The organism is Haloactinopolyspora sp. (assembly GCF_027324685.1).
Lineage (GTDB): Bacteria > Actinomycetota > Actinomycetes > Jiangellales > Jiangellaceae > Haloactinopolyspora.
This window is the reverse complement of the sequence record NZ_DAHVSH010000092.1, coordinates 47667-69483: the sequence shown is the minus strand read 5'-3', so window position 1 is coordinate 69483 and position 21817 is coordinate 47667. Positions and strand designations below refer to the sequence as shown.

Annotated in this window: 25 protein-coding genes; 9 read left to right on the top strand and 16 right to left on the bottom strand. The window is 67.4% G+C overall.

Going from position 1 to position 21817, the window contains the following annotated elements:
* Positions 1–2: 2 nt before the first annotated feature.
* The 3 genes from M6444_RS10390 to M6444_RS10380 all read left to right on the top strand — a co-directional run bounded on the left by M6444_RS10390 (position 3) and on the right by M6444_RS10380 (position 1882).
* Positions 3–791: a succinate dehydrogenase/fumarate reductase iron-sulfur subunit gene (locus M6444_RS10390; RefSeq protein WP_298326538.1), complete on the top strand. Its 789-nt coding sequence runs from the start codon at positions 3–5 to the stop codon at positions 789–791.
* Positions 792–898: 107 nt separating this feature from the next.
* Positions 899–1195 carry a 4a-hydroxytetrahydrobiopterin dehydratase gene (locus M6444_RS10385; RefSeq protein ID WP_298326536.1) on the top strand — a complete coding sequence of 99 codons (297 nt, stop codon included), beginning with the start codon at positions 899–901 and terminating at the stop codon, positions 1193–1195.
* Between the two features lie 33 nt (positions 1196–1228).
* Positions 1229–1882 (top strand): MBL fold metallo-hydrolase, encoded by a 654-nt coding sequence (locus M6444_RS10380; RefSeq protein WP_298326575.1) that lies wholly within the window; start codon positions 1229–1231, stop codon positions 1880–1882.
* Here the strand turns inward: M6444_RS10380 and M6444_RS10375 are convergent.
* Genes M6444_RS10375 through M6444_RS10355 form a run of 5 tightly spaced genes read right to left on the bottom strand, consistent with a single transcriptional unit; the run spans position 1857 to position 5465 of the window.
* Positions 1857–2459, bottom strand: coding sequence for a class I SAM-dependent methyltransferase (locus M6444_RS10375; protein ID WP_298326534.1), 603 nt, complete (start codon positions 2457–2459; stop codon positions 1857–1859). The two genes, M6444_RS10380 and M6444_RS10375, sit on opposite strands and share 26 nt — an antisense overlap.
* A gap of 30 nt (positions 2460–2489) precedes the next feature.
* Positions 2490–3491, bottom strand: a complete 1002-nt coding sequence (locus tag M6444_RS10370; RefSeq protein ID WP_298326572.1) for a KTSC domain-containing protein — start codon at positions 3489–3491, stop codon at positions 2490–2492.
* On the bottom strand, positions 3491–4300 hold the full coding sequence (locus tag M6444_RS10365; protein ID WP_298326532.1) for an SDR family oxidoreductase: 810 nt from the start codon (positions 4298–4300) through the stop codon (positions 3491–3493). The genes M6444_RS10370 and M6444_RS10365 overlap by 1 nt, the downstream gene beginning before the upstream one ends.
* Entirely contained in the window at positions 4297–4872 is a 576-nt protein-coding gene (locus M6444_RS10360; protein WP_298326530.1) for an isochorismatase family protein, read from the bottom strand. The genes M6444_RS10365 and M6444_RS10360 overlap by 4 nt, the downstream gene beginning before the upstream one ends.
* On the bottom strand, positions 4869–5465 hold the full coding sequence (locus M6444_RS10355) for a DinB family protein (RefSeq protein ID WP_298326528.1): 597 nt from the start codon (positions 5463–5465) through the stop codon (positions 4869–4871). Before M6444_RS10355 ends, M6444_RS10360 begins: the two co-directional genes overlap by 4 nt.
* Positions 5466–5670: 205 nt before the next feature.
* Between M6444_RS10355 and M6444_RS10350 the strand changes: the two genes are divergently transcribed.
* Entirely contained in the window at positions 5671–6513 is an 843-nt protein-coding gene (locus M6444_RS10350; RefSeq protein ID WP_298326525.1) for an SAM-dependent methyltransferase, read from the top strand.
* A gap of 2 nt (positions 6514–6515) precedes the next feature.
* Here M6444_RS10350 and M6444_RS10345 read toward each other — a convergent pair whose 3' ends face one another.
* Together M6444_RS10345 and M6444_RS10340 are read right to left on the bottom strand one after the other, a co-directional pair.
* Positions 6516–6878, bottom strand: a complete 363-nt coding sequence (locus M6444_RS10345) for a hypothetical protein (RefSeq protein WP_298326524.1) — start codon at positions 6876–6878, stop codon at positions 6516–6518.
* Positions 6875–7420, bottom strand: a complete 546-nt coding sequence (locus M6444_RS10340) for an MmcQ/YjbR family DNA-binding protein (protein WP_298326521.1) — start codon at positions 7418–7420, stop codon at positions 6875–6877. The genes M6444_RS10345 and M6444_RS10340 overlap by 4 nt, the downstream gene beginning before the upstream one ends.
* A gap of 119 nt (positions 7421–7539) precedes the next feature.
* Here M6444_RS10340 and M6444_RS10335 point away from each other — a divergent pair, with 119 nt between their 5' ends.
* Positions 7540–8706, top strand: coding sequence for an epoxide hydrolase (locus M6444_RS10335; RefSeq protein WP_298326518.1), 1167 nt, complete (start codon positions 7540–7542; stop codon positions 8704–8706).
* Positions 8707–8754: 48 nt separating this feature from the next.
* Complete coding sequence (locus M6444_RS10330) at positions 8755–9606, top strand: hypothetical protein (RefSeq protein WP_298326516.1); 852 nt, start codon at positions 8755–8757, stop codon at positions 9604–9606.
* Positions 9607–9660: 54 nt separating this feature from the next.
* Here M6444_RS10330 and M6444_RS10325 read toward each other — a convergent pair whose 3' ends face one another.
* Entirely contained in the window at positions 9661–10014 is a 354-nt protein-coding gene (locus M6444_RS10325) for a DUF1801 domain-containing protein (protein ID WP_298326513.1), read from the bottom strand.
* Positions 10015–10140: 126 nt separating this feature from the next.
* Here M6444_RS10325 and M6444_RS10320 point away from each other — a divergent pair, with 126 nt between their 5' ends.
* Positions 10141–10323, top strand: coding sequence for a hypothetical protein (locus M6444_RS10320; protein ID WP_298326511.1), 183 nt, complete (start codon positions 10141–10143; stop codon positions 10321–10323).
* Positions 10324–10428: 105 nt separating this feature from the next.
* On the opposite strand, the gene M6444_RS10315 is transcribed toward M6444_RS10320, so the two are convergent.
* Both M6444_RS10315 and ychF read right to left on the bottom strand, forming a co-directional pair.
* Positions 10429–10713 (bottom strand): hypothetical protein, encoded by a 285-nt coding sequence (locus tag M6444_RS10315; protein WP_298326509.1) that lies wholly within the window; start codon positions 10711–10713, stop codon positions 10429–10431.
* Positions 10714–11147: 434 nt separating this feature from the next.
* Complete coding sequence (gene ychF / locus M6444_RS10310) at positions 11148–12221, bottom strand: redox-regulated ATPase YchF (protein ID WP_298326507.1); 1074 nt, start codon at positions 12219–12221, stop codon at positions 11148–11150.
* Between the two features lie 70 nt (positions 12222–12291).
* Between ychF and rmuC the strand changes: the two genes are divergently transcribed.
* Complete coding sequence (gene rmuC / locus M6444_RS10305; protein ID WP_298326504.1) at positions 12292–13770, top strand: DNA recombination protein RmuC; 1479 nt, start codon at positions 12292–12294, stop codon at positions 13768–13770.
* Here the strand turns inward: rmuC and M6444_RS10300 are convergent, their stop codons facing one another.
* A complete protein-coding gene (locus M6444_RS10300; protein WP_363326316.1) occupies positions 13771–14742 on the bottom strand; it encodes a 4-hydroxy-3-methylbut-2-enyl diphosphate reductase in 972 nt (323 codons plus the stop codon).
* 59 nt (positions 14743–14801) lie between these two features.
* Between M6444_RS10300 and xseA the strand changes: the two genes are divergently transcribed.
* Positions 14802–16028: an exodeoxyribonuclease VII large subunit gene (gene xseA, locus M6444_RS10295; protein WP_298326498.1), complete on the top strand. Its 1227-nt coding sequence runs from the start codon at positions 14802–14804 to the stop codon at positions 16026–16028.
* A gap of 67 nt (positions 16029–16095) precedes the next feature.
* Here the strand turns inward: xseA and M6444_RS10290 are convergent, their stop codons facing one another.
* The 5 genes from M6444_RS10290 to M6444_RS10270 form a co-directional block, all read right to left on the bottom strand.
* Positions 16096–16935, bottom strand: coding sequence for a carbohydrate ABC transporter permease (locus tag M6444_RS10290; RefSeq protein WP_298326495.1), 840 nt, complete (start codon positions 16933–16935; stop codon positions 16096–16098).
* A complete protein-coding gene (locus M6444_RS10285; RefSeq protein WP_298326491.1) occupies positions 16932–17849 on the bottom strand; it encodes a sugar ABC transporter permease in 918 nt (305 codons plus the stop codon). Before M6444_RS10285 ends, M6444_RS10290 begins: the two co-directional genes overlap by 4 nt.
* Positions 17850–17919: 70 nt before the next feature.
* Positions 17920–19179, bottom strand: coding sequence for a sugar ABC transporter substrate-binding protein (locus tag M6444_RS10280; RefSeq protein WP_298326488.1), 1260 nt, complete (start codon positions 19177–19179; stop codon positions 17920–17922).
* Positions 19180–19244: 65 nt separating this feature from the next.
* Positions 19245–20000, bottom strand: coding sequence for an SDR family oxidoreductase (locus M6444_RS10275; RefSeq protein WP_298326485.1), 756 nt, complete (start codon positions 19998–20000; stop codon positions 19245–19247).
* Positions 20000–21622: a D-aminoacylase gene (locus M6444_RS10270; RefSeq protein ID WP_298326483.1), complete on the bottom strand. Its 1623-nt coding sequence runs from the start codon at positions 21620–21622 to the stop codon at positions 20000–20002. The genes M6444_RS10275 and M6444_RS10270 overlap by 1 nt, the downstream gene beginning before the upstream one ends.
* Between the last annotated feature and the right edge of the window lie 195 nt (positions 21623–21817).

The window sequence follows — 21817 nt, the reverse complement described above, 5'->3', positions numbered from 1 at the left end:
GAATGGGGTACGACCTCAATATGAAGGTCTGGCGCGGTGACGCCACGGGAGGCGAGTTGGTCCCGTACACCGTTCCAGTCGAAGAGGGCGAGGTCGTCCTCGACGCTTTGCACCGCATCCAGGCCACGCAGTCCGGCGACCTGGCGGTGCGCTGGAACTGCAAGGCCGGCAAGTGCGGCTCGTGCAGCGCCGAGATCAACGGCAAGCCGCGGCTGACCTGCATGACCAGGCTGTCGACCTTCGAACGGGGCGAGACGGTCACCGTCACGCCGATGCGGACCTTCCCGATCATCCGCGACCTCGTCACCGACGTGTCGTACAACTTCAAGGTCGCCGAGACCATCCCGGCCTTCGCACCGGAGAAGCGACGCGACGACGGCACGTACCGGATGCAGCAGGAAGACGTCGAGCGGGGCCAGGAGTTCCGCAAGTGCATCGAGTGCTTCCTGTGCCAGGACGTCTGCCACGTCATCCGCGACCACGAGGAGAACAAGCAGGCGTTCTCCGGCCCGCGCTTCTTCCTGCGCTACGCCGAGCTCGAGATGCACCCGCTGGACACCAACGATCACCGCAAGCTGGCTCAGGAGCGTGCGGGCATCGGGCTGTGCAACATCACCAAGTGCTGCACCGAGGTGTGCCCCGAGGGCATCAAGATCACCGACAACGCCATCATCCCGGTCAAGGAGCGCGTCGTCGACCGGTCGTTCGACCCCGTCACCTGGCTCGGCCGCAAGATCTTCCGCCGCGACCAGCTGCCGGAGTCGCAGACCCCGACCCTCCCCCAGGACTGATCATCTTCCAAATGATCATGTTCACTAGGCAATTCCCTACCCCACCACCCGTACAAGCATGGTGAAGTAGCAGAAGTCCTAGTGATGTCCCCCGGCTGGAGGCCGCGATGACGCTCTACAACGCGGACGACCTGACCGCCGCCCTCGGCGAGCTGCCCGACTGGTCCGGAGACACCTCCGGCATCAGCCGCACCGTCGAGGCGGCGGACTTCCCGACCGCCATCGCCATCGTCGACGACGTCGCCGAGGCGGCCGAAGCCGCCGATCACCACCCCGACATCGACATCCGCTGGCGCAAAGTGACCTTCACCCTGTCGACGCACTCGGCCGGCGGCGTGACGCAGGCCGACATCGACCTGGCGCACGCCATCGACCGCGTGATCACCCAGCACGCCACGTCCTGACGGGAGCAGCCATTGACGCCGCCCCCGCCGCGCGTGCTCAAGCACACGCACGCATGTGTCGAAGTGCAGCGCGGCCCGGACCGTATCGTGGTGGATCCGGGCGCACTGGGCCAGCCGCCATCGTTGGACGGGTGCGGCGGCGTGCTGATCTCCCATGGTCACTACGACCACGCGGATGTCCCGCTCCTCGAACAAGCTGTCAAAGCCGAGATCCCGGTCTTCGGTCCGGCCGACCTCGGCGCCACCGTCGGCTCGCAGGCTCTCGCGGCGTACATGACGGTGCTGCGACCAGGTGAACATCACCTGATCGGCGGTTTCTCCGTCGACGTCGTCGGCGGCCGGCACGCCGCGGTGCATCCGGAGCACCCTGGCCCGGAGAACCTGGGTTACATGATCGACGGCCGGATTCTCATCACCGGTGACGAACACCCGCACGTCGACGCTGCGGTGGATGTGCTCGTCACCCCTGTCGACGCTCCCTGGCTGCGGGCGGTGGACCTGATCGACTTCGTGCGGAGGGTCGAGCCCGGCACCGTCATCGGGGTGCATGACGGGCTTCTCAACGATGCCGGCCTCGCGGTGGCCGACGCGGTTCTCACGTCATTGCCCCGAGAAGGCGCCGACGCTGCCGTTCGACTCGCGATCGGTGACTACTACGACCTCAGCCCGGGTGCCGCAGTACGGTGACGGCGAAATCCGCGTCGTCGTGCCACGCCTTGAGATCCCACGTCGCGAACCGGTGCTCGATGTGCAGGCCAGCCTCGCGCACGCTGGCGTCGAAGTCATCGAGCGCCAGGTGCCGGTTGACGTGGAAACCCACGATGACGAACCCGTCCGGGCGGACGTGGGCTCCGATGCGCCGCAGCACCTCCGTCTCGGTCCGCGGGGCCACGAACACCATGACGTTGCCGGCCACCACCGCGGCGTCGAACGGCTCGGTGATGCCGGCGGCGGGCAGATCCAGCTCGGCGAGATCGCCGACCAGCCACTGCGGCCCAGGGTGGTCCTCGCGGGCGGCGTCGATGAGAACCGGGTCGACGTCCACGCCGACGACGGTGTGGCCGCGAGCGTGCAACTCCGCACCGACCCGGCCCGGCCCGCAGCCGGCATCGAGGATGCGCGCCCCACGCGGCACCATGGCGTCGACCAGCCGGGCCTCACCGGCCAGATCCTCGCCTTCGGCGGCCATCCGACGGAATCGCTCGACGTACCACTGCGAGTGGCCGTCCTTCGTATCGCTCACCCAACGCGTCAACTCAGCCACACCGCCAGCCTAGCCGCGGCCTCTGGCGCCTCAGCTGGGCCCGAGGTACACGTACCGGTGGGCCGGCTTGATGTGCTGGTTGACGAACGCGCCCATGCTCTCGGCACGAAACAGCGCCTCCGCCGTAGCTGCGTCGACGTCGAGATAGCGGTAGATCTCGCCGGAGACGAACTCGATCTCCAGCGTCTTCGTCCGCTCGTCGTATCCCGCCGAGGCCAGGGCCGACGACGACACGGGGCGCCGGCGCTCGTGCCGGTCGGTCACGGGCAGGTCGATGGCGAGGCCGTCGCTGGCCACGAAGATCGGGCCCGCGTAGTGCGCGGCGGCATCAGCGCGCGACCGGTCCAGGTCGTTGCCGGGCCAGTGGTGCGTCAGCATCAGCGCATGAGCCCCCGCCGCGCTCGCAGCGGCCCCGGCGTCTGCTGCGGTCAGATTGAACTGCGGTGTTCCGGGCGGCGCGGGCTCGACGCCCGGCTGCTGGTGCCGATCGGTGGCGTCCACGACGTACATGGCCGCCTCGCGGCCCAACTCCGCCAAGGACGGTGACGGCCCGGTGTCGCCGGTGAACGCCACGGCGACCTCGTCCGCTTCGACCCTGACCCCGGCATTGAGGACGTAGTGCGGCAGCTCCACGGTGCTGAGCCGTACCGTCCCCACCTCGACCGACTCCCCCGGAGCTTCGACCCACTCGAACACCTGCCGGATGGGGTCCTCGTCACCCGCGGCAGCCACCAGGGCGTCCACCACCGGCCGGGGCGCGATCAACGGGATCGGCGGCGCCTGGCGGCGCGTGTACCACCGCGCCCGGAAGAACCCGTACAGGTCGGCGGTGTGATCAGGGTGTTCGTGCGTGACGGCGATGGCGTCGACCTCGTCGCCGTGGTGCCCGCCCAGGTGCGCGAACAGTCGCGGCAGCGTTCCCCAGCCGAGGTCGACGACGACGCGTGTGCCCGCGTGCTCGACGACGTAGCCGCTGCAGGCGCGGTCCGGGCCGGGAAACGCGCCGGAGGCCCCGAGGACGTTCAGCCGCATCACCAACGGCGAAACCCTCCTTCGCTGTTGATCACTTGGCCGACGACCCAACGTCCCTCATCGCTGACCAGCCAGGCGATCAACCGCGCCGGATCGTCCGGCTCGCCGAACCGGCCGGCGGGGAACTGTCGCTGAACGGCCTGAATGACCTCGAGCGGACGATCACCACCGACCTCGTCCAGGTAACCGGTGTTGACCGGGCCCGGATTGACGGTGTTGAGAATGATCCCCTGCTCGATGAGACCGTCGGCGACCGAGGCGGTGACCCCGGCCAGCGCGGCCTTGGAGGTGGCGTAGGCGATCTCGTCACGCATCGCGCCCAGTTGCTGGCCGGAGGTCATCCAGACGACGCGACCGCCGGGCCGTCCGTCGTGCTGGGCCGCGAACGCCTTGGTCGCCAACAGGGTGGAGCGGGTGTTGACCTGCCAGTACCCATCCAGGAGGTCAGCGCTGAGCTGACCGAGCTCGCCGTCACCGCCGCTGCGGGCGTGATTGCACACCAGAATGTCCAGATGCCCCGACACCGAACGCGCGGCGTCGATCAACGTCTCGCCGGCATCAGGGGCGGCCAGGTCGAGGCTCATGTGCTCCAGCTGCGCGTCGTCGGCCAGCTGCTCCCGCAGTGCGGCGAGGACGTCGTCGATCCGGTCCGCCCCGTAGGGCTGATCCACGTCATGAGCGACAAGATGCTGGACGAACAGGCTCGCCCCCATGCCCGCCAGCCGCGAGGCGATGGCGAACCCGATGCCCCGCCTGCGGCTGACGCCGGTGACCACAGCGACGCGGCCGGCCAACGGCCATGACGTCACGACGCCCCGCTCCGCTCGAAGCGCACGTCGGCAGCATGCGGCACCAGGACGGCCTGATCACCCACCGACCATTCGGCCACCCGGCTCACCACCGCCGCCGGCACCTCGTCGGCGACGCCCGCCCAGGCCGGCGCCGGCTGGGTGGCGTGCGCGTCGTGCGGCAAGACCACGCCGAACCCGCCCGCCAACGCACCGCGCACCGTCGCCGCGACACACATCTCCGAGTGCAGGCCCGCCACGGCGATCGACGTGACCCCGCGCTCGCGCAGGTCCGCCTGCAGACTCGTGCCTTCGAACGCGTCGTCGGCCTCCTTGCGCACCAGCAGGTCGCCGTCGCCTCGTTCCACCGCCAAGGCCCACCCGGGGGTCTCCGGCTCCTCCGGCGCGCCTGGGGGACCGTCGTTCTGCACGAGCACAACGGTCACGCCGGCCGATCGGGCCCGGACCAGCAAGTCGTCGACGACGGTGAGCAGTTGCTGCGCTGCTGGAACGGCGCGAGCGCCGTACACGAAGGCATGCTGGACGTCGACGACGACGAGGGCGTCGGCGATGGGCCGGTCGTCGGCCGTCATCGTGAGCTCCACCGGCGCTCGGCCGCGTCCGCCACCCGCTCGAGCTTGTCGACGTACCCGGTCCACCACTGCGCGTCGTGCTCGGGAAGGTTGGTGTTTTCGCGGCGTAGCCCGATCGCCCCGTCGATCTGTTCACGCACGATGTCGGCGTGTCCGGTATGACGAGCGGTCTCGTTGATCATGTGCACCAGGATTCGATGCAGCGTGACGTCTCGACGGTCGGCCGGCCACCACGGCACCCGGCCGGCATCGTCGAGTCCGAGAGCGTCGATCGTCGCGTCGGCGTGGGCCCACGACCGCCGGTAGAAGTCCAGGACCCACTCGAGCGATTCGTCTTCGGTGGCCCACATGTCGGCGTTGTCGTCGGCGTCATCGGCCAACCACGGCAGCGGCTCGGATGCCGGCCGGTCGAAGACGAGGCCGAAGTACTCGAACTCCATGCTGCCCACGTGCTTGACCAACCCGAGCAGGTTGGTTCCGCTCGCCGTCAACGGCCGTCGGGCATCGCGTTCGCCGAGCCCGTCCAGCTTCCACAGCAGCGCTTCGCGGGAGGTTTGCAGATACAGCTTCAGGGTGTCCTTGGCGCCAGGCATGCGCCGACGATAGCGGCGCGGGACTCCGGGCGCCGCTAGTTTTCGCCCGTGCCCACGCTGACGGACGAACCCGGAGAAATCGGATCCTCCGATGTCACCAGGTGAGACCTGGCGACGGAAAAGATCATGACCGCTTCCAAGTCAAACGTGACGGGAGTAACATGGCCCAACACATTCCATGATCCACTCCCCCGTGAGGACCCCGATGTCGAGCACTGAAACGCCACCGGCGCAGAACGACGCCCCTGCGCACATCGATACGACCAAAGCCAGCATCGCGCGGGTCTACGACGCCTTCCTCGGCGGCAAGGACAACTACGAGGTCGACAGGCAGGTGTTCCAGCAGGTCCTCACCATCGCCCCGGAGTCACCGGAGCTGGCCCGAGACTTCCGCACCTGGCTCATCCGCGCGGTGCGGTTCCTGGCCGCCGGCGCGAACATCGACCAGTTCCTCGACCTCGGCTCCGGGTTGCCGACGGCTGAGAACACCCACCAGGCGGCGCAGCGGATCAACCCCGAGGCCGAGGTCGTCTACGTCGACAACGACCCCATCGTCGCCGCGCACGGGCGCGCGCTGCTCGAGGAGAACGAGCACACCCACTTCATCGCAGCCGACCTCCGCGAGCCCGAGACGGTGCTCAACCACCCGGTCGTCACCCGCAACCTCGACTTCAGCCGGCCGATCGCCCTGATGCAGTGCGCCACGATCCACCACGTCGACGACGACGCCGATCCATACGGCATCATGCAGACCTACATCAACGCGCTCGCGCCGGGCTCGTACGTGGGGCTCACCCACTTCTACGACCCCGAAGACGGCGGCAAGTACACCGAGCTCGCGAAGGGTATCGAGAAGACGTTCCGGGAGAGCTCGATGGGCACCGGCCGCTTCCGTACCCGTGCGGAGATCATGTCGTTCTTCGACGGCCTGGAGCTGCTCGAACCGGGCTTGGTCCTGCTGGCCGACTGGTACCCGGAGGGACCGCGGGTGCAACCGTTGCCGGACTCCGGCCACATCGCGCTCGGCGCGGTGGCGCGCAAGCCCTGACGTCAAACCTCAGCAGCGCCGCTGACGACGGCCGCCGCACGACGTAGCTCGTCGGCGCGGTCAGCGGCGCCACGGCGCTCAGCGTCGTCCGCCTCAGCGTGCATCTCGGCGATCTCGCGCTCGACCACGCGTCGTTCGTCGGCGTCGGTGAGCTCCCGGCGCGCTGACTCGCCCGCGCCCAACCCGACGACCGCACCTGCGACGTGGTCGGAATCCACCGGCAGATCAGCGCTCACCGGGACCGCCTCGGCGTTGTCCAGCGCGGCCAGCACCGAACGCAAAGCGTTGGCCGCCACGCGATCGCGCTCGCGCATCGCCGTGGTCAGCTGGTGGCGAAGTCCGGCACGCAACGTCGACGTCGTCATGGCCGCCAGCCTAGCGATTTGCCGCGCTCGGCCAGCGCCGCCGCGAGAATGCGCACCGCCTTGGGACCGACGCCGTGCAGAGCCAGTAGCTCTGCTTCGGACCGCTGCGCGACGTCGTCCAATGTCACCAGCCCGGCCCCGAGCAGCGCGCGGGTCGCCGGCTTGCCGATAGCCGGCGGCAGGTCACTGTGCGCCGGCACCTGGCCGGCGTCGACGTCGGCCAGCGCCGCCGCGAGACGCTTCGGTGCACGATGCGACCACGCCGCCCGCACGAGCGCGTTGAGATCCTTTCCGTTGATGTCGGCCAACGGAATGCGCACCCCGATCTGCTGGCCCATCCGGATCAACCGCTCGGCGCTCGGATGGGCGGCGAGGGTGGACTCGACGACGTCGTCCGACACCTGCAACTGAACCTTGCCGTCCTTGGTGACCGAGGCGAAACCCTTGCCCCGGACATTGAAGGCGACCATCCCGAAGTCGGTGCCTTCGGTCACCTCGGGCAGACCGGATGCTGCCTTGCGCAGTTGAGCCTCCGTCGTCATGTCGCTTGATCGTAGCCAGCGGTCCCCTTGACCTGACCGCCCGGAGCGCTGTTAGAACCGTCGTAGCCGGTTCACTCCTGGTGCGCCGGTCCGGTCCGCCCCGATGACCAGGAGGCCCCATGCACCATGACGTGCTCGCATTCGACGCTCAGGCAACCGACACCGACCTCGACGACCTACGCTCACGGCTGGCTGCCGCGCGACTGCCGGAAGCCGAGACCGTCAGCGGTGCCGCGCCCCACCGCCGGTGGGAGCAGGGGGTTCCACTCGCCGACCTCGAAGACGTGGTGGCCTACTGGCAGACCGAGTACGACTGGCGCGCTTTCGAGACCCGGCTCAACCGGATCGGTCAGTTCCGCACGACCATCGACGGGCTCGGAATCCACTTCCTGCATCGCCGATCACCCCGCGCCGATGCCACACCCTTGATCCTGACGCACGGCTGGCCCGGCAGCGTCGCCGAGTTCGCCCATGTCGTCGACGAACTGGCAGACCCGAACGACCCGGCGAAGCCCGCATTCCACGTCGTCGCGCCCTCACTGCCGGGCTTCGGTTTCAGCGACAAGCCGGTCACGACGGGCTGGGGAATCGAGAAGATCGCAGCAGCGTGGGTGCAGCTGATGGACACGCTGGGCTACCCCAGATTCGTCGCCCACGGCGGGGACTGGGGAGGCGTGATCACAGCGATCCTCGCCGGCAGGTTCCCCGAGAACGTCATCGGCATCCACACCACGGTGGCTCAGCCGCCGCCGGGCCTGACGACCGACGGGCTGACAGCGGCAGAGCGGCAATGGGTCGACGACTCCCGCGACTTCTGGAACCACCGCGCGGCCTACGCGAAGCAGCAGGCGGCCCGGCCGCAGACCATCGGCTACTCGCTCGTCGACTCACCCGTCGGACTTCTCGCCTGGATCCTCGACAAGTTCGCCGAGTGGACCGATACCGAGGACACCCCGTTCGAGACGATCTCTCGAGACAGTGTTCTGGACAACGTCACCCTGTACTGGCTGACGCGGACCGGCGCATCCTCAGCGCGCATCTACTACGAGAGCCACAACTCACTCGACCCAGACCTCCGGGTCGACATCCCGTCGGCTATCAGCATCTATCCGCGCGACATCGAAAAATGGCCGCGAGTGTGGGCGCAGGAACGGTTCCGGCGGATCGTGCGCTGGAGAACACCTGACGCGGGAGGACATTTCCCCTCCCTGGAGGTGCCGGAGTTCTTCGTCGAAGACCTGCGAGACGGCCTCACCGCGGTGCTCGCCGCTGAGACCGAGTCGTGAGCCCGTGCAGCTGGGTCGGTCGCCGCCACGGCGGTTAGCCTGAGCGCCATGGGATGGTTCTCGCGCAGAGGTGCAGGGCCCGAACCGCAACGCGATGACGCACCGTCCGTCGAGCCGGCACCAGCCGAACGTCACCCGTTCGCGAATCTCGCCGTCCCCGAGCTCGCGAGTCCCGAGTTCGTCATCGTGAATCCGGTCGATGACCACAGCGTCCTCGGCCAGGTCGAGCGTGACTGGCAGGTGGAGGTACATCGCCCCGGGCAGCGCAGCTACGACGCCCGAATCGCGATGAAGGTGCCCGCGGACAGCCCCTTCGAGCTCTCGCTCGACATGCCGCTGCCCGGCCTCATCGATGCTGACGCCCCCGACCGTGTCTACCTGCTGGAAGCGCCGGGCGGTGACGACGTGCCGCGCCCTTCTGACCAGCTGAAGCAGTACCGCGTCGAGCGCGATCTGCGCACGGTCGAGCTGCTGGAGCGCTACCCACGCCCGACCGTGGAGGATCTCGCCGTCGCGCTGGCGAACGCTCCGGTGCCGCCGAAGCACCTGATCACCGACGCCTTTCTCACCCGCCTCGACCTGCTCACCACCTTCGAGGCCCGGCGGATCGCCGACCGCGCCCGTGCCATGGGCGAGACCTGGACCGAGATCGAGCGTGACGTCTCGCGTGCAGCGATCCGCTACGAGAGCTCCGATGATGAGCGCTTCACCACGCCGGCGTATCAGCTCGCCACCATCGCCCCGGGCGGCGAGGAATGGTACGACGAGCACTCGTTCATTTTCATGGTCGCCGCACAGGCGGTCTACGTACGCGAGAGCGATCCGAGCGAGCTGCCTGCCATCGGCACGATCCTGCGCCCCTTCGTCGAGGAATTCGGCGCGATCCCGCTGCCCGGATGACGCCAACCAGCGATGACCGTCCCACGATCCGGAGCAAGGGCGCTCACTCGATGCTCAGTCGAACACCGACCGGACGATCTCGGCGATGCGCTTCTCCGTGTCGTCGTCGACGGTCTCGAAATACCATGCGGCCGGCATCAACGTCCCGTCCCCGCCGCCTGCAGCCCGGAAGGCCACCTTCTCGGTGATCGCGAGATTCATCCGTTCGTCGTTGCGCAACGTCACGAGCGCGGGCGTGCTCGCCGACCTCGCGTAGGCGGGCATCCCGTACCAGATGCGCGGCTTCGAGGTGGGAGCCGCCTCCATGATGATGTCGTGCACGCGCCGCATGACCGACCGCCGCGGCTCGTCCATCGTCGCGATCCTGTCGACGACTTGGGTCAGGTTCTTCTCGTCCTTCGACGACATGCCATGTCCTTTCGTCGGCCGATGCCGGGCATCGGCGGAATGAAGTTGACGCACCAGGGCGTCGCACCCCATCCGGACATGTCCTGAATGCTCAGGCCTCTCCGCGATGATTCACGTGGTCGTCACGTGGAAGCGCTGTCGGTGGCCGTGCAACCGCGATCAGAATACCTGAACCACCGACGGATAGACCGAGAGATGGGCATTGTCGGCATCGTCGATCTCGGCTGGACTTCTGGCGGGCTATTTGCGGGCTGGCAGTACGTCATCGACGTCCAGATCGAGGATCGCGTTGGCGACCTCGGCCGGTAAGAGTGTCGACCAGATGATCTCGCCCGGGCCGGGGTTCATCTCTCCGATGCCATACAGGCGAATCTAACGGCCGCGTCCGACAGCCAGGGAGGACGTAAAGTGCCGCTATCTCGGCAGGCCGCCGAGGTCGTCGAGCTCTTCGGCGCTGAGCCCGGTCATGAGCGACACAGCAGCGGCGTCGGTGCCGTTGAGTTGGCTTAATGCAGCTTTGATACCGGCATTGATCTCGTCGCGATGGGCAGCGATGTACTCGCGCACGGCAGCATCGACGATGTCCTTCTTCGAACGGGACAAGAAGTGAGCTGCTTGCGACACGAGTTCGTCAGTGGCGGCGTCGATTTTGATCGGCGCAGTAGCGGCCATAGCGTTGCCCTCCATCTTGGGTACCAAGGTACCACCTTCTACCATCCGAGCCAAAGGCGCTCGCCCGTTGCTATCGATCGACAGTTCGCCGACGCGGGCTGGCCGGTGCAGGACAGCACATCCCTCGACCTGTTCGCGGCCTAGAGGTCCTCACACGCCGGGGAGTTCGCGGGCGGTGGCTCGTCGAGCGATGGCCACTTCGTCGGCAACGTGCACTTCGCCGCAGGCATCGCGCTGTGCCGGAACGCTGGATGCATCGTGACCCACTCCAGCAATGGGCCATTGGAGACCGGCCGGGGGCTGATCGCCGCCGCAGACGCGGAAATGCACAAGCGGGTGATCTGCCTCATGGCACCGCACCTCACGGCAATCGACCATGCCGGATAACCCAGGGCTGGTGCCCAACTACGCGGCTGGGCGTCGGACCAATCAGCGAAGCGGCTACTTCGTGTCGCCTGACGCTACACGTTGAACCGGAACTCGACGACGTCGCCGTCGGCCATCACGTAGTCCTTGCCTTCGATACGGACCAGCCCCCGCGCCTTCGCTTCGGCCATCGAGCCGGCCGCCACGAGGTCGTCGAAGGACACGACCTCGGCCTTGATGAAGCCTTTCTGGAAGTCGGTGTGAATGACGCCCGCCGCCTCAGGGGCGGTGGCGCCCTTGCGGATCGTCCAAGCTCGGGCTTCCTTCGGTCCGGCCGTCAGGAACGTCTGCAGCCCCAGGGTGTCGAAACCGACGCGGGCCAGCATGTCGAGGCCGGATTCCTCCTGCCCCATCGACTGCAGGAGCTCGAGCGCTTCCGCGTCGTCCAGTTCGGCGAGCTCGGCCTCGATCTGGGCGTCGAGAAAGATCGCTTCGGCTGGGGCGACGAGCGCGCGCAACTCGTCCTTCAGGGCGTCGTCACCGAGCTCCTCCTCGTCCATGTTGAACACGTAGAGGAACGGCTTGGACGTCAACAGGTGCAGTTCGCGTAGCGGCTCGGGGTCGAGTCCGGCGGCGAAGATGGTCCGGCCCTCGTCGAGTACCGCTCGGGCCTGCTCGACGGCGGCGACCTGCTCCTGCTTGTCCTTGATCATCCGCGCTTCTTTGACCAGCCGCGGCAGCGCGTTGTCGATGGTCTGGATGTCGGCCAGAACCAGCTCGGTGTTGATGGTCTCGATGTCGGCTTTCGGATTGATCGTGCCGTCGACGTGGACGACGTCAGAGTCGTTGAACACCCTGATGACCTGGCAGATCGCATCGGCTTCACGGATGTTGGCCAGGAACTTGTTGCCCAGGCCTTGTCCCTCCGAGGCACCCTTCACGATGCCGGCGATGTCCACGAAGCTGACCGTGGCCGGAATCTGCCGGGCCGAGCCGAAGATCTCGGCCAACGTCGCCAGCCGGGAGTCGGGAACCCCGACGACGCCGACATTCGGCTCGATGGTGGCGAACGGATAGTTGGCCGCCAGGACGTTGTTCTTGGTCAACGCGTTGAACAGGGTCGACTTGCCGACGTTGGGAAGACCGACGATTCCGATGGTGAGACTCACGGTCGTCAAGGGTACGCCGTAGCGCCGCGCCTGCCGCGTTGTGTCGGAGGCGGCGGGCACAGTGGGACCCATGAACGCAACCGGCATCCTCGCGACGTCGATCGCGCTGCTCGTGGGTTTCGCTTTCGGCGCCCTGACGTTGCGCGTCCGAGCGGCCACGCTCGTGGCCGAACGCGATGCCGCCCGGGCCGAACGCGACACCGTCCGGGCCGAGCGCGATGCGTCCTACGCCGAGCTCGACGAGGCCGAGCAGCTTCTGCGGCAGGCGCAGAGCGAGCGCACGCGGCTCGAGACCCAGCTGGAGAACGCGCGGGTGGCCGCTGACGAGAAACTCGCCTTGATTCGTGCCGAGCAGGCTCGGTTGACCCACGAGTTCGAGCGGCTGTCCACCGATGCCCTGCGGCGCAACCGGGCCGAGTTCCTCGAACTGGCCACCGAGCAGTTGAAGAACTCCGAAGAACGCTCCCGCGCCGAGCTCGAGCACCGCCGGGCCGCGGTCGAGGCGCTGGTGAAGCCGCTGAACGAGCAACTGTCGAAGGTCGCCGATCACGCCAACGAGCTCGAGCGCGCTCGCGCCACGGCCTACGCCGAGCTGCGAACACAGGTCGAGGCGATGGGCAAGGACTCAGAGAAGCTGCGGCTGGAGACTCAGCAGCTGGTCACCGCGTTGCGCGCACCTCAGGTACGCGGTCGCTGGGGTGAGCTCCAGCTGCGTCGGGTGGTCGAGATGGCCGGCATGGTCGAGCACGTCGACTTCGCCGAGCAGGCTTCCGCGCAGACCGCCGACGGCAAGCTCCGCCCTGACATGGTCGTCAACCTCGCCGGAGGCAAGCGCGTCGTCGTCGATGCCAAGGTCTCCTTCAACGGCTACCTGGAAGCCCAGGAGGCTCGGGACGACTCGACGCGGCAGGCTCGGCTGGCGGCGCATGCCCGCCACCTCAAGGCGCACATCGACTCGCTGGCCCGCAAGCAGTATTGGTCGCAGTTCGAGCCGTCCCCGGAGTTCGTCGTCATGTTCGTGCCCTCCGACGTCTTCCTCAACGCGGCACTCGAGCAGGACCCGACGCTGTTCGAGCATGCCTTCGAGCGCAACATCGTCATGGCCACCCCAGCGACGTTGGTCGCCTTGCTACGTACGGTCGGCTACACGTGGCGGCAGGAAGCCCTGGCCCGCAACGCCCAAGAGGTGCTGTCGCTGGGCCGAGACCTGCATGCGCGGTTGTCGACCCTGGGCGGCCACATCAGCCGGCTGGGCCGCCAACTCGACAACGCCGTCAAGTCCTACAACGACACCGTCAGTTCGCTGGAGAGCCGCGTCCTGGTGACAGCGCGCCGGATGAGCGAGCTCCGAGTTGTCGACGGCGACCTCGAAGCTCCGGCGCAGGTCGAACGAGCGGCCCGCAGGACGCAAGCGCCCGAGTTGACGGTCTCGGTCGACGAATCCAGCGCGGTCGACGACATCCGCACCGACCCGCGCTACGGCCTCAACGCCGCTACCGACGCGAACGCCGGGGCCAACGCGCCGGAGCTCGACGGCACCCAGGGCTGATCAGGTGGACGCGGACGACTTGAGGTCGCGGCGCAGCTCACGGGGCAACGAGAACATCAGCGATTCCTCGGTGGTGCGGTGCTCTTCCACCGTCGGGAATCCGCGCTGGGCCAGCCAGTCGACGACCTCGGTGACGAGGTCCTCAGGGACCGACGCACCGCTGGTCAGGCCCACGGTTTGTACCCCGTCCAGCCATGCTTCGTCGATCTCACCGGCGTTGTCCACGCGGTAGGCGGCATCCGCGCCGGCGTCGAGGGCCACCTCGACCAGACGGACCGAGTTGGACGAATTCGCCGAGCCGACGACGATGACCAGCTCCGATTCGGCCGCGATCTCCTTCACCGCGACCTGGCGGTTCTGGGTGGCGTAGCAGATGTCGTCGCTGGGCGGGCTGATGAGGTCGGGGAAGCGCTGACGCAGCCGCTCGACCGTCTCGTACGTCTCGTCCACCGAGAGCGTGGTCTGCGAGAGCCACACGACCCGGGACGGGTCGCGCACCTGCACCTTGTCGACGTCGTCGGGCCCCTCGACCAGCTGGACATGGTCAGGAGCCTCGCCCGCCGTGCCCTCGACCTCCTCGTGCCCGTCGTGGCCGATGAGCACGATGTCGAGGTCGTCGCGGGCGAAGCGGCGGGCCTCGTTGTGCACCTTGGTCACCAGCGGGCAGGTCGCGTCGATGGTGCGCAGCTCGCGCTTGGCGGCTTCGTCATGAACCATCGGCGACACGCCGTGCGCGGAAAAGACCACCAGGGCGCCCTCGGGCACTTCGCCGAGTTCTTCGACGAAGATCGCACCGCGCTGCTCGAGCTGTTCCACGACGTGCTTGTTGTGCACGATCTGCTTGCGGACGTACACCGGCGAACCGTAATGCTCGAGAGCCTTCTCTACGGTGACGACGGCTCGATCGACGCCCGCGCAGTAACCTCGCGGCGCCGCCAACAGGACACGACCCTCAGCAGCCATACCGCCCATCGTATGTGCGACCCCTGGCGGCATCGCCTCCAGGCGCTTCGCCCGGTAGCGTGCCGGTCGTGGCCTTGGACACATCCCCGCAGCAACCGGCACCGGTTCGCGTGATCTCGAAGTTGATCGGCGAATGGATTCATCGGCTCGGCCCGGTGTGGGTGGAAGGCCAGGTCGCGCAGTACTCACGCCGCCCGGGAACGCAAACCGCCTTTCTCACCCTGCGCGACCCGGCGGCCGAAGTGTCGGTGACCGTCACCTGCGCCACCCGGCTGCTCGACGCGATGGAGGTGCCGCTGACCGACGGCGTGCGCGTCGTCGTCCACGCCAAGCCGTCCTGGTACTACACCCGGGGCACCCTGTCGCTGGCCGCTGACGACATCCGCCCGGTCGGGCTGGGCGACCTGCTCGCCCGGCTGGAGCGGCTGCGCAAGATACTCGCGGCGGAGGGGCTGTTCGACGCCGAGCGCAAGCGGTCTCTGCCGTTCCTGCCGCGCGGGGTCGGCCTGATCTGCGGACGTGATTCCAAGGCCGAACACGACGTGCTCGAGAACGCGCGGCGCCGCTGGCCCGGCGTACGCTTCCGCGTCGAACCGGTCGCCGTCCAAGGCGTCTCAGCGGTCAGCCAGATCCTGGAGGTCCTGCGCATCCTGGACCGCGACCCCGACATCGACGTGATCATCATCGCTCGTGGTGGCGGCTCGGTGGAAGATCTGCTGCCCTTCTCCGACGAAGCGCTCGTCCGCGCCGTCAGTGCGGCCACCACGCCAGTCGTCAGCGCCATCGGGCATGAAAGTGACACGCCGTTGGTCGACCTGGTTGCCGACTATCGGGCCTCCACCCCGACCGACGCCGCCAAGCGGGTCGTCCCCGACGTTCGTGAGGAACTCGATCGGGTCGCGCGGGCCCGCGAGCAGATCCGGTCGGCCCTGCGTCGTCGCCTCGACCATGAACGTGCCGGGCTGGACTCGGTCCGCTCCCGCCCGGCGCTCGCCGACCCCCACCACGCGCTACGCGTGCGCCGCGACGAGCTGACCCATCTGGTCGACCGTGCCCGGCGATCCATGCGCCACCTGCTCGACCGCGCGGCCTCCGACATCGACCACACCCGCGCCCGGGTGCGTGCGCTGTCACCGGCCGCGACGCTCGAGCGCGGTTACGCCGTCGTCCAGCGTGCCGACGACACTGTCGTGCGCAGCCCGGACGACGTGGAGCCCGGCGAGCACGTCCGGCTGCTGGTCGCCGGTGGCGTGATCGCCGCGACGATCGACGACCCACCGCCGGTGGAGCATTGACGCACCTGGCCGAGCGCACCCGCCGGTTACGGCGCGTAGGCGACGACGTCGATCAACTCGTCGATGATCATCCTTTGACTGAGCCGGCGGTCAGGCCGCTGACGATCCAGCGCTGCACGAGCAGGAAGAAGACGACGGCCGGGATGCTGAACACCAGCGCGACGGAGAAGACCACGGGCAGTGGGGTGACGAACTCGCCGATGAATGAGGCGACACCTCGCGACGCCGGCCACAGGTGCTGGTCCTGGATGAACGTGGTGGCGAACAGGTATTCGTTCCAGCCTTCGAAGAAGGTGATGACGCCTGCCGCGGCGATGGACGGCAACACCAGCGGCAGCAGGATCCTGAACAGGATCCTCCCGCGCGAACAGCCGTCGACACGGGCGGCCTCTTCGATCTCGTACGGCACCTTGTCCAGCGCGCTCTTCACGATCCACACCGCCACCGGCATGGCGAACGCGGTGTTCGCCAAGACGAGGCTGGTCAGGCCGTTGATCAGGCCTAGTGCCACGAACACGGCGTAGAGCGGGACGACGAGCAGCGCTTCGGGCATCATCTGCGTGGTGAACAGCGCGAAACTGAGTGCGCCACGTCCGGCGTAACGGAACCGCGAGATGGAGTACCCGACCACCACGGCCATGGACAGACTCAGCACGGTAGTGCCGGTCGCGACGATCGCGCTGTTGGCCAGCCAACGCAGCGGACCGTCCATCGTCAGCGCTTCGAACACCTGCGGCAGCCTGGCGAGGTCGAGACCGACGGATTGCCCACTGCCGTAGAGCTCTTCGTTCGTGCTGGTCGCGGTGTTGATCATCCAGTACACCGGGAACGCGGCGAAGACACACAGGACCAGCACGACCACCGCGCGCAGCAGAGTGGATCCAGGGTTCTTGAGCACGGCACTCACCCGATCTCCCGACGCCGGTCGGCGATGAAATAGACCACGGTCACCGCGATCGCCATCACCAGGCCGATCACGCCGATGGCAGCAGCCATGCCGAGGTTGGAGTTCTGAAACGCCTCCCGGTACACATTGATCACGATCGTGTTGGTGCTGTTCGCCGGCCCACCGCCGGTCAACAGCCAGATGATCTCGAACCGGCGGAACGACCAGATCGTCATCAACAACGCCACGATCCGCATCGTCGGAGAGATGTGCGGCAACACCACGGCGCGGAAGATCGTCATACTGTTCGCGCCATCGACACTGGCGGCCTCACGCAGTTCGGCGGGCACACTCTGCAACGCGGCCAGTACCACCAGCGTCACGAACGGAAACACCTTCCACACCGAGGCCAGGGTCACCGAGACCAATCCCATACTCGGATCGGTCAACCACCCCACCTCGCCGATACCCAACGAGCGCAGGCCCCGGTTGGCCACCCCGCTGTCGACGTTGTAGATCCAGCTGAACACCAACGCCACCGCAACCGTGGGAACCGCCCACGGCAACGTCAGCAGCGTCCGCGCCAACAGCCGCCCGGCGAACCTGTCGTTGATCGACAACGCCGCCACCGTGCCCAGCACCAACGCACCCACAACCGTGCCCGCGCTGTACAACACGGTGGTCAAGATCGAGTCATACAGCTTCCCGCTGCCGAGCAGCTCAGCGTAATTCTCCGCGCCGACCACGTCGCCACCGTTGGGATTCAACAGCTTGGTGTCGGTGAAGCTCAGCCACACACCACGCCCCAACGGCACAGCCATCAACGCCAGCAGATACAACGCCCCGGGACTGGCGAACACATACGGCGCCCACTCGATCTTCTTCCGGACCGATCGGCGGTTGCTGCGGCGCCGATCGGCTGCTGCTACGGCCATGTCGACACGCTCACGGACGATCGGAGATCCATCGCGGGTACGCCGACGAGCCAGCATGTGTCGGCCACGGCTACTGCACCGCTTCCTCGGCGCTGGCCTGTGCCTCGGCCAGTGCCTCGTCGACCGGGACGTCCTCGGTCAGGATCCGGGAGATCTGATTGAGAACGATCGTGCTGATCTCGGCGGTCTGGGTCTCGAAACCCTCGATCACCGCCGACCTGCTGTTCTCGGTCTGCTCCAAGAACATCGGCACCCACGGGCGTTCGGCAACGTAGTCCGCGGGCGGCTCGGAATCAGCCCCCAGCGCACTGGCACCCATGGCGGCATGGATCTCTTCCTGGACTTCCTCGGTGTAGAGCCACCGGATGAAGTCCTTGGCCAGCTCCGTGTGCTCACTGTTGGCATTGACCACGATGTAGGCGTGGTCCCGCACCGTGCCCTCTCCCGGGAACGGCAAGGAGGACACGCCGATCTCGTCGTGACCCACGGCGTCGTTGCCTTCGATCATGGCGGTCACGGCGGCGCTGTTGTCGATCATCATCGCGAGCTGGCCCTGAGCGAACGACGACCGCATCGTCGACGCGTCGTCCCCGATCGGGAAAGCACCGGAGTCATAGACGGCCTTGTACGCCTGGACCGCCGCAATGTTCTCGTCACTGTCGATGGTCAGGTTCTCGCCATCGGACCAGCCACCATCGAAGCCGTACGGCCAGGCGGCGAAGTCGGTCCACCAGGCCGCTTGTTCGTTCATCAGGTGCCGGACACCGAAGCCGGTCACGCCCGTGCGCTGCTGGATCTGCTGAGCGGCGGTCACGAGTTCCTCGGGGGTGGTCGGTGCAGCGACGCCGGCCTCGTCGAGGACCGTCTGGTTCCAGAAAAAGGCGTAGTTGACCACCTCCCACGTGAAGCCGAGCTGTTCCCCGTCAACCTCGGCGTCCTCATTGGTGCTGTTGAGCCGGGCCAGCTGATCGTCGTCAAGAACACCGTCCAGCGGTTCCAGAGCCCCCGCCTCGGCAAGCATCGGGAAGAAGGTGTTCGGAACGACCATGAGGTCCGGGCCCTCGCCAGCGCCGATCTGCGTCTGCAGCGTGTTCTCGTAGTCCGCCCGGGTGATCTCCTGCTTCTGCAGCGTGGCCTCCGGGTTCTGCTCCTCATACCCCTGGACCGCCGCCCAGATCGCCTCACCGCGAGTCGGCTCCAGCCACTGCCAGTTCGCGATGGTCAACGTGCCGCCCTCCTCAGCCGACGGTCCGTCATCACCTCCTCCGCATGCGGTCATGAGCAGCGGCGCTGCGAGCGCGAGAACCAAGACGCTGTTCCTGTTCACCATGTGCGTGTCCTTTCCGTCCGGTCTGACGACCGGTCTCCGGCGAATGAACAACAGTTCGTGCACCGTTACTGGGCGCTGAAACCGCCGTCGACGACGAGCGTCGACCCGAACGCGAAGCTGGATCTGTCTGAAGCCAGGTACACGACCGCATCTGCGATCTCTTCGGGGTGTGCGAGCCGGCCGATGGCTTGGCGTTGTTCCATCGCCGCGCGCATCGCGGCCGGATCGGTCGCACCGTCGGTGACGCGTCCGATCCAGGGAGTGTCCACGGTCCCCGGCGCTACGGCATTGGCGCGAATGCCGGCCGCTGCGTAGTCGACGGTGATCGACTTGGTCATGGCGATCACCGCGGCCTTGCTGGCGCAGTACGCGGCGCGATCGCCCACAGCAGCGAACGCAGCGGCCGAGGCGACGTTGACGATCGTGCCGCCGCCTTGGGTGAGCATGCGCGGGATGGCGGCCCGGCACAGCAGGAACGGCGCACGGACGTTGACGTCGAAGGTGGCGTCCCACTGCGCCAGCGTGGTGTCGGCCAGCGCGGCGCGATGACCCACGCCTGCGTTGTTGACCAAGACGTCGACGCGGCCGGTGAGCTCCAAAGCCGCGTGGACGATTCGGTCCGCCTGATTCTCGTCGGAGACGTCGGCATGTAGGGGACGGCACTGGGGGCCGTCCTGGCGGAGGTTGTCGATGCCTTCGCCGTCACGGTCGACGGCGAGCACGTGAGCGCCCTCGGCGAGCAGAAGGTGCACCGTGGCTCGCCCGATTCCGGACGCGGCTCCGGTCACGATGACGCTCTTACCGCTCAGTCCGACATCCATCATTCGCTCCGTTCCTGTGGCGGGGTTCGAACTGACCCGGGTGATCGGCGCAGCGATCGTCCGGCCAATGCGCCGGTCAACTGTCCGTCCTGTACGGCGACCGAGCCGTTGACGATCACATGGGCGATGCCCTGGGGCGGCTGCCGCGGGTTCTCATACGTTGCGCGATCTTGCACCGTCGCGGGGTCCAAGCAGACGACGTCGGCGGCCATGCCAGGACGGATCCGGCCGCGGTCGGCGAGGCCGAGCCTGCCCGCCGGGGCGGAGGTCATCTTGCGCACCATCTCTTCGATACTCACCAGGCCTTCGTCGCGTACCGCCCAGGCCAGGTAGCGCGCGAACGTCCCGTAGGCACGCGGATGTGGCCGTTCACCCTCGAGAAGCCCGTCGCTGCCGGCCATGTGAGCCGGATGCTGGAGGATGGCTCGCACGTTGTCCTCGTCACCGGCAAACACCAGGCACATCGCGCCGAGTCGGTTGCTGATCAGCAGATCGCAGTAGGCATCCAACGGCGGCACGCCCTGGCGAGCTGCGATCTCGGCGATGGTCGATCCGACCACGCCCGCGTCAGCCTCGTGTTCGACCCCGCTGACCAGCACCGTGGACCAGTCGACCGGAAGGCCATGTGATCCGTCGCAGCCGTTGACCTCCAGGTCGTCGTGTAGCCGGGCCCGAACCCGAGGGTCGGCGAGGCGGTCGATCACCTGGTCGACGGTGCCCGCCTGGATCCAGCTGGGCAGGAAAGCGTGCAGGTAGCTCGCCCCGGCGAGGTAGGGATACGAGTCGAGCGTGACGTCGACTCCGTCCGCCCTGGCTTGGTCCACCAGAGTCAGCAGGTCGCGTGCGCGCCCGCGGTTGACCGGAAAGCTCAGATGCGCATGCGTCAGGTGCAACGCCGCGCCGGATGCGCGAGCGATCTCGACACATTCGGCGTAGGCCGCCATCGCTGCGGCGCCGTAGCTGCGGTGATGCGGCGCGAAGAATCCGCCGTGTGCGGCGACCACCCGGCACAGGTCGATCAGCTCGGTGGTGTCGGCGTACGTGGCGGGAACGTAGGTCAGCCCGGTGGACATGCCGACAGCACCGTCGGTCAGCGCCTCGGCCAGGAGACGGCGCATCGTGGTCATCTCGACTGCCGTCGCCCGGCGTTCCTCGGTCCCCATCGCAAGCATGCGGATCGTGCCGTGCGGAGCCAGGTAGGCCACGTTGACACCAGCGCCGTCGACCCGGTCGAGGTAGTCGGCCACCGAGGTCCAGGTGAGGCCGCCGGGGGGTTCCGGACCGTTCCAGCTGCGGATCCGTGCATGTAACTCGGCAGCGATCGTGTCGTCGATCGGTGCGTAGGCAAGACCGTCCTGCCCGAGGACTTCGCAGGTCACCCCCTGCAAGAGAGCGTCAGGGGCAGCGGGTTCACGCAGCAGCGCCAGGTCAGCGTGGGCGTGCATGTCGATGAACCCCGGGCACACCACCAAGCCGCTCACGTCAAGGACATCGGCGGCCAGCTCTCCGGTGAGCTCACCCCCGGTGACCAGCCGACCGTCCCGAATTCCCACATCGGCACGGCGGGCTGGTGCCCCGGTGCCGTCGACGACGGTGCCGCCTCGCAAGAGCAGGTCAAGCATGCCGACCCATCAGATCCAGCACTGAAAAACTCCTCGTTATTTCGCATTGTGAAACGACATTGCGTGAACGGTCCCTAGAGTCATCGCTGGATCGGAGCATGTCAACCTCGTTGATCCGAACCAGGTCGCCGCGCGATCGTGAGAGTGGACGCCCGGATATGGTGAACTGATTTCGCAGTACGGTACGATGTGCCG

Coding starts and splice junctions, on each gene's coding strand:
- M6444_RS10355 (WP_298326528.1), bottom strand. CDS start 5,465: ATGCCTGGCGCCAAGGACACCCTGAAGCTGTATCTGCAAACCTCCCGC.
- M6444_RS10325 (WP_298326513.1), bottom strand. CDS start 10,014: ATGTCGTCGAAGGACGAGAAGAACCTGACCCAAGTCGTCGACAGGATC.
- M6444_RS10370 (WP_298326572.1), bottom strand. CDS start 3,491: ATGCGGCTGAACGTCCTCGGGGCCTCCGGCGCGTTTCCCGGCCCGGAC.
- M6444_RS10360 (WP_298326530.1), bottom strand. CDS start 4,872: ATGACGGCCGACGACCGGCCCATCGCCGACGCCCTCGTCGTCGTCGAC.
- rmuC (WP_298326504.1), top strand. CDS start 12,292: ATGAACGCAACCGGCATCCTCGCGACGTCGATCGCGCTGCTCGTGGGT.
- M6444_RS10385 (WP_298326536.1), top strand. CDS start 899: ATGACGCTCTACAACGCGGACGACCTGACCGCCGCCCTCGGCGAGCTG.
- M6444_RS10285 (WP_298326491.1), bottom strand. CDS start 17,849: ATGGCCGTAGCAGCAGCCGATCGGCGCCGCAGCAACCGCCGATCGGTC.
- M6444_RS10330 (WP_298326516.1), top strand. CDS start 8,755: ATGGGATGGTTCTCGCGCAGAGGTGCAGGGCCCGAACCGCAACGCGAT.
- M6444_RS10390 (WP_298326538.1), top strand. CDS start 3: ATGGGGTACGACCTCAATATGAAGGTCTGGCGCGGTGACGCCACGGGA.
- M6444_RS10350 (WP_298326525.1), top strand. CDS start 5,671: ATGTCGAGCACTGAAACGCCACCGGCGCAGAACGACGCCCCTGCGCAC.
- M6444_RS10345 (WP_298326524.1), bottom strand. CDS start 6,878: ATGACGACGTCGACGTTGCGTGCCGGACTTCGCCACCAGCTGACCACG.
- M6444_RS10275 (WP_298326485.1), bottom strand. CDS start 20,000: ATGGATGTCGGACTGAGCGGTAAGAGCGTCATCGTGACCGGAGCCGCG.
- M6444_RS10300 (WP_363326316.1), bottom strand. CDS start 14,742: ATGGGCGGTATGGCTGCTGAGGGTCGTGTCCTGTTGGCGGCGCCGCGA.
- M6444_RS10280 (WP_298326488.1), bottom strand. CDS start 19,179: ATGGTGAACAGGAACAGCGTCTTGGTTCTCGCGCTCGCAGCGCCGCTG.
- M6444_RS10340 (WP_298326521.1), bottom strand. CDS start 7,420: ATGACGACGGAGGCTCAACTGCGCAAGGCAGCATCCGGTCTGCCCGAG.
- M6444_RS10270 (WP_298326483.1), bottom strand. CDS start 21,622: ATGCTTGACCTGCTCTTGCGAGGCGGCACCGTCGTCGACGGCACCGGG.
- M6444_RS10335 (WP_298326518.1), top strand. CDS start 7,540: ATGCACCATGACGTGCTCGCATTCGACGCTCAGGCAACCGACACCGAC.